Annotated in this window: 11 protein-coding genes; 5 read left to right on the top strand and 6 right to left on the bottom strand. The window is 36.4% G+C overall.

Annotated elements, in window-relative coordinates:
- Positions 1-8: 8 nt before the first annotated feature.
- Positions 9-1,004 (bottom strand): glycosyltransferase, encoded by a 996-nt coding sequence (locus tag FBR08_RS12000; protein ID WP_158962931.1) that lies wholly within the window; start codon positions 1,002-1,004, stop codon positions 9-11.
- A 166-nt stretch (positions 1,005-1,170) separates the two neighbouring features.
- On the opposite strand from FBR08_RS12000, the gene porX reads away from it, so the two are divergent.
- From porX to FBR08_RS11980, 4 genes are all read left to right on the top strand, one after another.
- The gene (porX, locus tag FBR08_RS11995; protein ID WP_158962930.1) at positions 1,171-2,724 is read left to right on the top strand and encodes a T9SS response regulator signal transducer PorX; all 1,554 of its coding nucleotides are present in this window, start codon (positions 1,171-1,173) and stop codon (positions 2,722-2,724) included.
- Positions 2,725-3,141 (top strand): tRNA (adenosine(37)-N6)-threonylcarbamoyltransferase complex ATPase subunit type 1 TsaE, encoded by a 417-nt coding sequence (gene tsaE / locus FBR08_RS11990; RefSeq protein ID WP_158962929.1) that lies wholly within the window; start codon positions 2,725-2,727, stop codon positions 3,139-3,141.
- Between the two features lie 10 nt (positions 3,142-3,151).
- Positions 3,152-4,348: an alanine dehydrogenase gene (locus tag FBR08_RS11985; protein WP_158962928.1), complete on the top strand. Its 1,197-nt coding sequence runs from the start codon at positions 3,152-3,154 to the stop codon at positions 4,346-4,348.
- 62 nt (positions 4,349-4,410) lie between these two features.
- Positions 4,411-4,785: a DUF4258 domain-containing protein gene (locus FBR08_RS11980; RefSeq protein ID WP_158962927.1), complete on the top strand. Its 375-nt coding sequence runs from the start codon at positions 4,411-4,413 to the stop codon at positions 4,783-4,785.
- Between the two features lie 20 nt (positions 4,786-4,805).
- On the opposite strand, the gene FBR08_RS11975 is transcribed toward FBR08_RS11980, so the two are convergent.
- Positions 4,806-5,366 carry an AraC family transcriptional regulator gene (locus tag FBR08_RS11975; RefSeq protein ID WP_158962926.1) on the bottom strand — a complete coding sequence of 187 codons (561 nt, stop codon included), beginning with the start codon at positions 5,364-5,366 and terminating at the stop codon, positions 4,806-4,808.
- A gap of 220 nt (positions 5,367-5,586) precedes the next feature.
- Positions 5,587-5,787, bottom strand: a complete 201-nt coding sequence (locus FBR08_RS11970) for a hypothetical protein (RefSeq protein ID WP_158962925.1) — start codon at positions 5,785-5,787, stop codon at positions 5,587-5,589.
- 302 nt (positions 5,788-6,089) lie between these two features.
- On the opposite strand from FBR08_RS11970, the gene FBR08_RS11965 reads away from it, so the two are divergent.
- Positions 6,090-6,701 (top strand): hypothetical protein, encoded by a 612-nt coding sequence (locus FBR08_RS11965; RefSeq protein WP_158962924.1) that lies wholly within the window; start codon positions 6,090-6,092, stop codon positions 6,699-6,701.
- Between the two features lie 45 nt (positions 6,702-6,746).
- On the opposite strand, the gene FBR08_RS11960 is transcribed toward FBR08_RS11965, so the two are convergent.
- The 3 genes from FBR08_RS11960 to FBR08_RS11950 form a co-directional block, all read right to left on the bottom strand.
- Positions 6,747-7,250 (bottom strand): DUF2199 domain-containing protein, encoded by a 504-nt coding sequence (locus FBR08_RS11960; protein WP_158962923.1) that lies wholly within the window; start codon positions 7,248-7,250, stop codon positions 6,747-6,749.
- A 165-nt stretch (positions 7,251-7,415) separates the two neighbouring features.
- Positions 7,416-9,083, bottom strand: coding sequence for a SusD/RagB family nutrient-binding outer membrane lipoprotein (locus FBR08_RS11955; RefSeq protein ID WP_158962922.1), 1,668 nt, complete (start codon positions 9,081-9,083; stop codon positions 7,416-7,418).
- A 9-nt stretch (positions 9,084-9,092) separates the two neighbouring features.
- Positions 9,093-12,212, bottom strand: a complete 3,120-nt coding sequence (locus tag FBR08_RS11950; RefSeq protein WP_158962921.1) for a SusC/RagA family TonB-linked outer membrane protein — start codon at positions 12,210-12,212, stop codon at positions 9,093-9,095.
- Between the last annotated feature and the right edge of the window lie 317 nt (positions 12,213-12,529).

Raw genomic sequence — 12,529 nt, 5'->3', positions numbered from 1 at the left:
CTTTGTTGTTATTTAAAAAACATTTCTGGCATTCCTTTTTCTGGTTTTTGTCTTAAGATATGCAAGATGTAATTTGATTTGACAAAACCTGTACCATAGCCATAAAATTGCATAAAAACAGCACACATTGACAAAACTGAAACCTTAAAACTCTTTTCTTCCTTCAAAGATATTACAAAAACTAAGAAAAAATATAACAGATAAAGCAAAAAAGGCAAATAAAAGCCAAACAATAGGAATAAAAGACTTATAATCAATCCTCCCATAAAAAGGCTTGGAAACCAATACGTCATTTTGGCATATTCTGGATAGCGTTGATTGAGAATAGGTCGTGCTTTTCCAAATTTATGAACTTGCGTATAAAATCTCTTCCAGTCGATTCTCCTCTTGTGATAGACATAAGCATCGGGAAAAAGCTCTGAACGGAAACCTAAATTCCACAGCCGAATGGTTAAATCAGGATCTTCTCCTGGGTGAATTTTTCCAAATCCTTCAGACAGGGAGAAGGCTTTTTTAGAAATTCCCATATTAAAGCTACGGGGTTGAAACTTGCTCAAGCGTTCCGAACCTCCTCGTATCCCTCCAGTGGTCAGAAAGGAAGTCATCGCAAAATTTATCGCTTTTTGTACAGCAGTAAAACTAGCTAACGCGCGATCTGGACCACCAAAACAATCGACGTATTTTTCTTGTAAATACAAATCTACTACACGCAAATAGTCTTGAGGTATGATACAATCCGAATCCAAGATGATATAGTAGGTCCCTTTTGCTTTGTGCATGCCGTAATTTCTAGAATCTCCAGGACCTGAATTGCTTTTGTAATAGTACGATATATCGAGTTGATCTTGGTATTTCTCCACGATAGATCTCGAATCAACAGTTGATCCATCTTCTACAATTACCACCTCAAAGTCACCTTGAAACGTTTGCTTAGTTAAACTAGCTAACAATTCATCTGTTTCATCGGGCCGATTGTAAACAGGAATAATAAACGAGTAATACATTAACTTCTTAAATATCAACAAAAATATCGCTTCCTAAATTGGAATACAAAATTTACTCCCTATATTTATATGTATATTTATATTTTTTACGTTATTAACTGTAATCTTTCGAATAAAAAGACATACAGCAAACTGTACAAAATTTAAATTGTTGAACTTTTATACTATGAATGCAATTAATATACTCTGGGTTGATGATGAAATTGATCTATTAAAACCGCATATTCTCTTTTTAGAAAAAAAAAATTACGCTGTTACAACGGCGACTAATGGTGCTGATGCGATAGAACTCGTTAGTCAACATCATTTCGACATTGTCTTTCTAGACGAAAACATGCCTGGCCTAACGGGGCTAGAAACCTTAAATGAAATCAAAAGCATCAAAAACAGCCTTCCTGCTGTAATGATTACCAAAAGTGAGGAGGAATACATCATGGAAGAAGCCATTGGTGCTAAGATTGCAGATTATCTTATCAAACCCGTTAATCCCAATCAGATTTTATTGTGCTTAAAAAAGAACTTGGACGATTCGCGTATTGTCTCTGAGAAATCATCCTTAAGCTATCAAAAGGAATTCCGAAATATCGCCATGGATTTGATGGCAATTAACACCTATGAAGACTGGATTTCGCTCTATCGAAAACTGTTATTTTGGGAGAGTAAGCTCGAAGATATCGAGGATCAAAACCTCATCAATATTTTAGAAGGTCAAAAAAGTGAAGCCAACAGCTTATTCGGTAAATTTATTGAAAAGAAATACGAAACCTGGATCAATTCAACTTCAGACCGACCGACATTTTCTCATGAAATATTCAAAAAATGGGTGGTACCTGAATTAAAAAAGGAAAATAATAAGATTCTATTTTTAGTCATCGACAACATGCGATACGATCAATGGAGATCGTTTGAGCCTATTGTTTCCAACTATTATAAAATAGAAACTGAACACACCTTTTTCTCCATTTTACCAACTACAACGCAATACGCTAGAAATGCTATTTTTTCAGGATTAACTCCTTTACAAATGGAACAAATGCATCCCAATTGGTGGAAAAACGACATCGATGAAGGAGGAAAAAATTTACATGAAAACGACTTTTTACAGGCCCAATTACAGCGCTTGCGCTTAACTGTTCCCAATGAGTACTTTAAGATTGTCGGACAAAAAGACGGTCGAAAGCTCGTGGATAATTTCAATGCAATCAAGCACAATCAATTGATTACGATTGTCTATAATTTTGTTGATATGCTGTCTCATGCCAAAACAGAAATGGAAGTAATAAAAGAACTGGCGTCCAACGACAAAGCTTACCGTTCTTTAACGACCAGTTGGTTTAAGAACTCTACCCTGTTAGATGTTATTCAACAAGCACAACAAGCAGGTTATAAACTCATCATCACAACAGATCACGGAACAATTAATTGCAATACACCGTCAAAGGTTATAGGAGATAAAAACACAAGTCTAAATCTTCGCTATAAAACGGGCAAAAGTTTAACTTTCGAAAAGAAAGACGTCTATGTGGTGAAAGATCCAAAAAAGATTCAGTTGCCCGCGATAAATCTAAGTAGTTCCTTTATTTTTGCAAAAAATGATTGTTTCTTAGCCTATCAAAATAATTACAATTACTACGTATCTTATTTTAGAAATACCTACCAACATGGAGGTATATCGCTCGAAGAAATGATTGTTCCTTTTATCATATTAAACCCAAAATAAATGGAATTCACTTATCAACTGGAAGATATTGATAGCATTGCTGCTAAAATTTTGCCGTTACTCACGCATAAAATTGTATTATTTCGCGCGCCAATGGGAGCTGGAAAAACGACTTTTATCAAAGCATTAGCCAAGCAATTGGGCATAACGCAAATGACGAGTAGTCCTACATTTTCTATTGTCAATGCCTATGAAATTCCCAGTTCTACCGCTTCTCTATACCACTTCGATTTATATCGCATCGAGCAAGAGGAAGAAGCTTATGATTTTGGATTTGAGGAATATCTATACAGTGGAGATTGGTGTTTTATTGAATGGCCTGACAAAACGCCCAATTTAATTCCCGAAAATCACAGCACAATAGAAATCGTGATCTTGGCTACCCTAGAGCGACAATTAACACTTACAAATGCATAACGAATAACCTATGTCTAAAATGTATCCTTTTTCAAAAAAGACCTTACTTCCACAAGAGGAATGCTTACTTGTAGAGCCACGCAAAGGTGAATTATTCATTGGTGTACCAAAAGAAAACTTCACAGTTGAAAAGAGAATTTGCATCACACCTGAAGCGGTGCAAACACTTCATGCCTACGGACATCGTGTCTTGATTGAAAAGGGAGCAGGAGACGCTTCTAGTTACAGTGATTTAGAATACAGCAAGGCAGGAGCAGAAATTACAACTGATGCGAAAAAGGTATTTGGTTGTCCAATTGTCGTTAAGGTTGTTCCCCCTACGTTGGACGAAATCAAGCTTATGGTTCCGCATAGTGTATTGTGGTCAACCATTCAGTTAAAAACACTTGATCCAGCCTATTTCAAAGCGTTGGCAAAGAAAAAAATATCGGCAATTGGCTTTGAATTCATTCAAGACACGCACGGTTCTTTTCCCGCAACCAGTATTTTAAGTGAACTAGCGGGCATAGCGTCCATCCAAATTGCCTCAGAGCTAATGACAACTACCAACAATGGCAAAGGTTTATTAATGGGTAATATCACGGGGGTCGTTCCCACAGAAGTTGTCATCTTAGGAGCGGGAATTGTAGCTGAATATGCGGCTAAGACAGCTATTAGCATGGGAGCTAACGTTCGAATTTTCGACAATTCTATACAAAAATTGAGACGTTTACAAAACAACTTGCCCTTTCCTGTTTCAACTTCTACGATTCAAGATAAAATTCTTTTAAAAGCCTTGATGCGATGCGATGTTGCTATTGGCGCTATTCGCGGCAAAAATCGAGCCCCTGTTGTCGTTACGCAAACCATGGTCGAGAGCATGAAAAGAGATGCGGTGATTATCGATGTAGCCATTGACAATGGAGGATGTTTTGAAACTTCAGAACTGACCACACACGAGCAACCAATCAAAAGAAAATATGAAGTGATTCACTATGGTGTACCCAATATTACTTCGCGCTATTGCAAGACGGCTTCTATGGCTATTAGCAACGTGATCACTCCTTTTCTTTTAGAATTTGCAGACAATGGCAGCCTAGAAGGCACCGTATTTACAGATAATGTCTTAAAATCTGGTATTTATACCTATAAAGGTTTAATTACAAATAAGGTGGTTGCGGATTGGTTTAACTTGGATTACAAAGACATTCGACTTTTTGCCTTCTAATTTTTTGCCAATTATTTAGTTTTACAACGCGATATTGCTACTTTTGTACAAATTTTAAAGAAATGAGTTTTATACAAAGACTTGCGTATTATTTGTTTGGCCTATTGATTGGCTGCATGTTTTTATTTTACTTTTTTGGAGAAAAGAAAACAGAGTTTTGCTATTTACCCAATTGTAGAGTATTGAAAGATTTGAGAAGCAAGCCTGTGCACTATAGTTCAGATGCCGAATTTAAATTAAAAGAAGGCTGGGTAGTCGAAGACGATATCCGAAAATCGCTGCAATACGGGAAAGTTGACTTTGATCAAAGTAATGTTGATTTTGAAAAAGGCAAGCTTTATATCATTAAGGGTCGAAATGCAAACGAAGATCCAATCACAATCAAAATTGTGAATTATACCGATAAGATTAAACTTTTAGATATAACAAAGCCCTAATTTTTAGGGCTTTGTTCTTTTTATAGCAGATCAATTTGCGTTCTATGATGGGGCATCACTTGTTTAAATGCCGTGGGAGTCATTCCCGTTATCTTTTTAAATTGTGCACTTAAATGGGCTACACTACTGTAATTTAAACGAAAGGTTATTTCTTTTAATGTCAATTCACCATACGTCAGCAATTCTTTTACTCTTTCAATCTTCAATTGAATAAAATATTGCTCAATTGTCGTGGATTCAATTTGAGAGAAAAGCTGTGTCAAGTACAAATAATCTCTATTTACTTGTTCCGCTAAATATGAAGACAAAGGAGTTTCTAACGTCCAATGCTCCGATTGCAATAAACGGATTAATAATGATTTTATTTGAGCCACCAACTGACGTTCTTTGTCATCGAGAAGCTCAAATCCGATGGCTTCTACTTGTTGGCGTAACTGTTCTAGTGCTTTATCATCGAGTTGCTCTTGTATTTCTACTTTACCTAATTGAATGTCAACAACGGTGTAATTCAGCTTTTGAAGAATCTGTTCTACTGCGAGGATACAACGATGACAAACCATGTTTTTTACATATATCCTCATCCTCTATTCTCATTTATACCGATTTGCAGTTCGTTTGATTTGCTCCTTTTCCTTCTTGGAACTGAGGCATTTACTTTACTATTTATATGGAAGTATCTATTCATTATAGTATTCATTTTATCTCAAAGGTAAAGAAAAGGAGATGATTATGACAAAATCAACGAATTTACCCTTCCAGCAGGCATAAAAAAAGCCATCTCATTTGAGATAGCTTTTCATTTTATACGTTTAATAAATGTAGAGAATCGCTTAATTCAGGTTTTTCTTGTACAAAGCTGTTCACCCATTTACCTAATTGTTCAACATCATATGGAACTAAATGATTTAGTGCTTTTTGTAACTCTTTATAAAACAATTTCGAGTCAAAACTTACGCTTTCTAAGATAGTCGTTGCATAGTTCAACATTATTCTTGTTTTCATAACTCTATATTTTAAATCTTATGTTGTATAAACATACTCCTTTTTTTAATCAAATCAAGTGCACAGTCTATATTTTAATATTTTTTTAATACTTCATGTTTTTAGGCTAAATACCCCTATAAAACGCAAAAAAACACAGCTTATTATACGAAGTACAACAAAAGTTTCTTTTTATTATGAATAATAGAATTCTACCTCTATATATCCAGGTAATCCCAAAAAAAACGCAGTCTAATACAAAATAAGTTGTACTTTAATCCCTGAACATTTCAATCTATTACGATCTATTCAAACCTTTGACAATGAAGTTAAAATCAAATTTTTCACGTGGCGCTGTGCTTATTTTAACGATTATATTCTTAATTACTGCGGTTACTTTTGAAATTTTCGAACTCAGTTCGCTACCAGCCCAATTTTTCGGCACCTTATTGGGTGTTGTTATTACCGCTATTATCACTGTTTTACTTTTACAAGGACAAACAAAAAGCGAAGAATCACGAGAGCGAAACTTAATGGTTTTTGAAAAGAAACAAGAGGTTTTCTTTCATTTCCTTACCCAATTAAACACTATTCTACAAAAAGAAAAATTGACTTTACACTTAAGTCATGACAAAACCCTAGAAAGAGAAGTCAACAGTTTACAAGATTTGCTTTTTGAATTTGGTTTTTTACAGATGCACACCTCAACGGAGACCTTTGATCAAATCTTGGTGTGTGTTGGAAATTTAATGGAAGAAAGCAAGAAAATCAAGCGAATTGAGGATAAAACCGAAAGGGATTTTGAAGGCTATTACAAAGTTTTAGCTACTGATTTCTTTGCTATTGTATCTCTTTTGAAATTAGAATTATACAATGCAGCTCCGATTGATATCAATAAAAAACAATTGGACCGCATCATTAAGCTATCCTTTTAAAAAAACAGGAGATTGAAAATCTCCTGTTTTTTTTTATTTATTCTTTTAATTTCCTAGGGCAACCTTAATTCTCCTTGTCGCTTCTTCGGTTGTAATTCCCGTATAAAAATCATGCACTAAATCATTGTTTTCTTTTTGATGTAAGTAAATAAAAGGTCGTCCTCTTTCATTATCTACTTCTACATTAGTACCAATTCCCATACAAGTTTCGAAGGGATAAGGTGCTATATGATTATTAAACCACCCAAAATAGGTTGTCTTAAATTCCTTGTTGTCATAATTATCGCAATATTCTTTAAAGCTCTTTTCACTGAGTGAAACCCAAACGCCATAGTCTAAATCTTGACAAGCATCTACTACAGTTTGAATCAATACTACTCGAACAAAATAGTAGGTATCTGTTGGATTTTGAATTACACATAAATCGCTAGTTAATTCGGCTTTTTTTTTCTCTTCGTCGGTTAATTCTGCATAACTCAACGGCGTTGGATAGACTAATGCTGGCCAATCATCGTGTTCTTGTCCACAATTCGCACAAGTATAGTTCATTTTTTTTTACAATATTACGCTTTTTTTTATGACTGTTTTTAGGGAGGTTAGCGGTAAAAAATCGAAAATCAACGAGCAGACATAGTAAAAACCAAGGGCTAACTGTTTGTATTAGCGCAAAGGGGTCTCTTTTCAGAAAACCCTTTTACTCTAACCTAAAAATAATTATTCAGCCCAAATTAATTTGGTGCTCATGAGATCTCCTCCCATTCTTGCAGCTGCAGCATCTTTATTCGCTTTATTAACGAGGTTTAGATTGGTTGGATATGTAACACGTCCAGGCAAATCAGTCAGTCCATTTAGAGGCGTAAAGATGTATTCCGTTTGTTGTTGAGGTCCTGGAGCAATTAGCTCGTGAGTTTGTCCAGGAAATAAAAGGGTTTTAGGATATGTTGTTCTTCTATATTCTGCCCATGCTTCATAGGGTTGTAGGAATAAAGCGATGTATTTTTGGGTGAGTATTGTTTCTTGATTAACCGTTAGTGCGTTGGATAAATAGCTATCAATATCAGTAGGATCTACCTTCCATTTTTCCATGGAGGCTTTGATTCCATTGATGTAATTTGCTTGTGGATCCACCCCTAATTCAGCCAAAATAAAAGCTACTTCGGCATATTCCATCAATAGCTCTGTAGCATCGGCTTTATACACTGTGCCGCCAAATTGAGAAGCAAAATCGGCCTGACTTCCCGTATAAGCATCTGTAATTCCGATAGGCATACCAATATAAAAATCGGGAGTACGATCGACGTAATCATTTTTCTCAATGCAAGGTTCTGGTTTAGAAGCATCATAGTAAAAAGCCAATGTTACCTCTGTTTGTTTACCACTTTCATCTGTAACGAGTTGACTAATTGGAGCTACCATTTTATACAATCTCGGATCAACGATATTGGCAAAAGGATTCGGGTGTGCGGTTTTTGTTTCTCCTTTTAGCAATTCTACAAACGTATTAGTTGGTGAAAAGTCGTTCCTTTTCGAGACGAAAGCATCAAGGTAGAAAGGAGCTGGTTTCACGGGGTCATTTTGGAATTTTTGCCCGACATTATCCTCATTCGACTGCATCAAATTTGCTGTATTTGCAGTTAGTTCAGCAATATGCGTTTGAGCCATCGGAATAATCGTTTTCACTCGATTAGCAATTCTCAAGCGCAATGAGTTGGCAAATTTCTTTAATTTTGAAGGAGAGCCAAATAAAAAATCTCCGGAGTTAAAAATATTCGATGCTTCCATGTTAACAGATTCAGCAGCTTCCTTTAGTTCCTTCATTAAATCCGTATAGATTTTATCTTGAGGTGCAAATTTAGGCGTTGCTATTTCTTGATCCGTTCCCAAGGTCATGGCTTGAAAGTCGGGATCTTTAGTTCCGTAAGAATAGTACGGAACATCGCCATACATATCCACCAATTGCAATTGTGCATAAGCAATCATAATACGCGCTGCGGCTAATTGATTTACGGGGTCACCATACGTAGCTACTTTCGATGCATTAACAGGATTTTCCACGATATCGATGATTTGCTTATACCCTTTTACGGCTAAAAAGATATCGGTATACAAGCTATTATTTACTTCGCCTCTAAATTGATAGCGATCTTCTGCTGTGTAATTTCTTTGGGCGGAATATTGAATCCAAGGAAGCGCCATACGTCCAGAGGGCATACCTCTCCTTGTTCTGGTCATCAACTCCTTATTCGTATTGTTAAACAATCCATTAGTTGTTACCTCTAAGGGTTGATTTGGATTAACATTGATTTTGTCTAAATCGCGATCACAACTTATACACAAAATCAGATTCATCACTACTACAGTTTGAATGATATATTTTTTCATGTGATTCAATTATATTTTAAATTTGACATTCATTCCATAACTTCGCGTTGAGGGCAATGATGCTCCTTCGATGGCTTGAATATTCCCACTTCCATAAGAGGCCATTTCAGGATCCATTCCTTTCCAAGCCAAATTCCATGTAAATAAATTACGCGCATACAAGGAAATCGTTATTCCTTTGAAAGGCCCCAACCACTTCATTGGCAAATCGTAGCCTACCGTTATTTCTCTCAATTTCACATAGTCTGCATCAAATATATTTTGTGCATCTACTGTTCCATTAAACCCCTTTGCCCAATCTACAGCGCTAATACTTTTATCATTCTTTGTGCCGTCTTCTTTTACCCCTTCCAAGATTAATCCGGTTTCCCTAATATTATTTGCAGTAGTTTCGTCTAACATCCCCGAAAACATGCCGTACATATGCGTTGTTGAATAATATTTCCCTCCTTTTTGCACATCGATTAACACACCTAGATTGATGTTTTTATAGCGAAAACTAGTTCTAATTCCCATATTGTAATCGGGTAAATAAGATCCCAAGGCTTTCACTTCAGATGCTTTATACAATCCATCTTCTCCTATCACTTTATTTCCCTTGTCATCGTAAACGTAATCTGTTCCATAGATTTGTCCATACGTTTCTCCCATTTTTCCTTGTAGTGAAACTCGGAAAGGTGCACGAGCAATCTCTACTGACTCTACTCCTTCTGCTAATCGGGTTAGTTTATTTTTATTCTTTGCTATATTCCAGGTGATTTGCCATGAAAAATCACTTGTTTGAATAGGAGTTAGATTTAAGGTTGCTTCAACTCCTTTATTCTCCATATCTCCTGCATTCATCCATCGGTAGGCAAATCCCGTAGCGGCATCATATTGTACCTTTGTAATTAAATCCTGCGTATCAATTTCATAGTAAGACACTTCAATTCCAATTCGATTGTGGAGAAAAGCAGCTTCCAGTCCAATTTCCTTGGTTGTCATCAACTCCGGTTTTAAGTCAGGATTATTCGCTGTATTGTCTAAGGCATACGTTGGTTGATCCAAGAATGGACCATTTACTCTATAGTAGTCTTGGGTTCGATAAGGATCGGTATCATTTCCCACTTGTGCCCAACCGAATCGAATTTTACCAAAACTCAACCAATCTACATCATTTAGTACATTTGAAAAGATAAACGTTCCCGTTAATGAGGGGTAGGTTACAGATTTTTTAACGGTAGAAAACCAATCCGTACGCACGGTACCTTCTAGGAATACAAATTCTCTATAGTTGACACTAGCGGATCCAAAAACAGAATTAGTACGCGAATGAACAAACGTATTGGTTCCTTTCGCTGGAGAAACGCTATTATCCAGATTATACAAATTAGGCAAATTAAGTCCTCCTACGCTTTCGCCTTTCACGAAGTCATTGCGTTTTTCACTTCTATTTACACCGATAAAAGTATTCAGACCAATGTCATTAAATTGGTCATCATAGTGTAGACGTCCTTCATAATTGTATTCAGAAACATTTCTCTTGGTCAATTGATAAGAAGACGTTTTTTGAGAACCCACGGCTACGCGTTCCTCAATGGCAAGGTTATATTGATCGGCGTAGACTGTTCCTACAGCATATATATTATTCGCAAAATTATACGTTAGCTTTGCGTTTCCAAAGAATCTATTTCTCACATCTTGGGACGTATTTTCGTACGTTACCCAATAGGGATTATCAGAATAAGCGGGCATTCCATTATCCCAGGACATTCTATTCCAAGAGCGTTGATTTCCATTGGCTAATTTATAGTCTTTTAGCTTATTGAAATCTAATTGGCGTTGTCCCCACTGAAAGAATCGCTCTGCAACAGAATTATCGCCATAGCCAATTTCGGGGCGGTTAAATCCCTTTGTATAGACAAAATTGACATTGGTTTCCGCTTTTAACTGTTCGCTCATTTGCGTTGAAGCATTAACCGTAAAATTATTGCGTTGAAGTTTTGAATTGGGAACGATGCCTTCCGTTACGTTATTGTTAAAAGCCATTCGAATATTGCTTTCCTTGAATGACTTGGCAATCGACACCGATTGATTGTGCGTTACTCCTGTTTTAAAAAAGGATTTGACATCGTTTTTCGATTTGACCCAAGGAACTTCCTTCATGTAGTCACTTCCGAATTCGGGATCAAAAGCATACCAGGGGAGATAAGGCGTTCCGTCGAATTTAGGTCCCCAGCTTTCATCTAGAATATACTCAGGCAGGTTGTATGTTTTTCCGTTGATTTCTTGTTGTCTAAACGTTTCTGTTGATCCACCTCCATATTGATTTTGCAATTGAGGCATGATGTTGACTGATTCGAAGGCTAGCCCCGAATTAAATTCAATTTCAGTTCGCCCATTTTGGGCTGATTTGGTGGTATAAATAATCACGCCATTTCCTCCTCTATTACCGTAAAGTGCTGATGCAGGCCCACCTTTCAAAACGGTTACTGATTCAATATCATCGGGGTTAATATCAGCAGATCCATCACCATAATCGCGTCCACCTGCTCCTCTTTGCATATCATTATCTGCAAAGTTGCTGTTATCCAGGGGAATTCCATCAACGACAATCAGCGGTTGATTATTACCCACCACAGATTTGACACCACGCAAGACAATACGCGCAGATCCCCCCATGGTTGATGGGGCGGTCACTTGCAAACCAGCAACATTTCCCGAGAGCGCATTTACCGCATTCGATTTTCCGGCACTGGCGAGATGCTCTCCTTTCACTTCTTGGGAAGAATACCCCAATTTTTTCTTGTCCCTTTTAATACCCAAAGCCGTAACTACAACTCCTTCTAGCCTATTTTCTTCAGCCTCCATTTCTAAGTTATACACACTCGCTTGCGTTACCTTGTATTTTATTTCTTTCATCCCGATGAAAGAAAATACAAGTACATCCCCTTGTTTTACTTTTAGGGTGTATTTTCCGTCTAAATCTGTTTGAGTACCCTGTTGGGTTCCCTCCAGGAGAACCGTTACACCTGGTAAAGGCACACCGCCTTCTGTAACCGTTCCCGAAAATTCTTTCTCTTGTGCATGTGCTAGTTGAATAAACAAGCAACACAAAAAGAGAGCGATGTACTTCAATTTTGCGTTCATTCTATCCTTTTGATTAATTTATTCTACAAAATTAACGCAGTATTTCCCTTAAAAAATTAAGAAAACAAAGAAACAATCAATAAAATAAAACATAAAATTCAAAATACAAACAACATACCCTATAAATATGTATATTTCAATTATTATTCACCCTAATTATGCGAACAAGAAGTAAATAACACCATTACTTTACACTAATTTTAAGATTCAAACTTCCGATTTAAGTGAAATTATGGCAACGAAAGACTAAATTTATTTCTTTTCTTAATATAGTTAAACGTTTAATAATTCGAGAGACAGCAAAAAATAAATTGTAG

Origin of the sequence: Myroides fluvii (assembly GCF_009792295.1) — a bacterium.
Taxonomy (GTDB): Bacteria; Bacteroidota; Bacteroidia; order Flavobacteriales; family Flavobacteriaceae; genus Flavobacterium; species Flavobacterium fluvii_A.
The sequence above is the reverse complement of the archived record's forward strand: the minus strand, read 5'-3'. Positions and strand labels throughout refer to the sequence as shown.

Bases quoted from the DNA above. Each gene is read 5' to 3' on its own strand.
- FBR08_RS11965 (WP_158962924.1), top strand. From the start codon at position 6,090: ATGAAGTTAAAATCAAATTTTTCACGTGGCGCTGTGCTTATTTTAACG.
- FBR08_RS12000 (WP_158962931.1), bottom strand. From the start codon at position 1,004: ATGTATTACTCGTTTATTATTCCTGTTTACAATCGGCCCGATGAAACA.
- FBR08_RS11955 (WP_158962922.1), bottom strand. From the start codon at position 9,083: ATGAAAAAATATATCATTCAAACTGTAGTAGTGATGAATCTGATTTTG.
- porX (WP_158962930.1), top strand. From the start codon at position 1,171: ATGAATGCAATTAATATACTCTGGGTTGATGATGAAATTGATCTATTA.
- FBR08_RS11960 (WP_158962923.1), bottom strand. From the start codon at position 7,250: ATGAACTATACTTGTGCGAATTGTGGACAAGAACACGATGATTGGCCA.
- FBR08_RS11980 (WP_158962927.1), top strand. From the start codon at position 4,411: ATGAGTTTTATACAAAGACTTGCGTATTATTTGTTTGGCCTATTGATT.
- tsaE (WP_158962929.1), top strand. From the start codon at position 2,725: ATGGAATTCACTTATCAACTGGAAGATATTGATAGCATTGCTGCTAAA.
- FBR08_RS11985 (WP_158962928.1), top strand. From the start codon at position 3,152: ATGTCTAAAATGTATCCTTTTTCAAAAAAGACCTTACTTCCACAAGAG.
- FBR08_RS11975 (WP_158962926.1), bottom strand. From the start codon at position 5,366: ATGAGGATATATGTAAAAAACATGGTTTGTCATCGTTGTATCCTCGCA.
- FBR08_RS11950 (WP_158962921.1), bottom strand. From the start codon at position 12,212: ATGAACGCAAAATTGAAGTACATCGCTCTCTTTTTGTGTTGCTTGTTT.
- FBR08_RS11970 (WP_158962925.1), bottom strand. From the start codon at position 5,787: ATGAAAACAAGAATAATGTTGAACTATGCAACGACTATCTTAGAAAGC.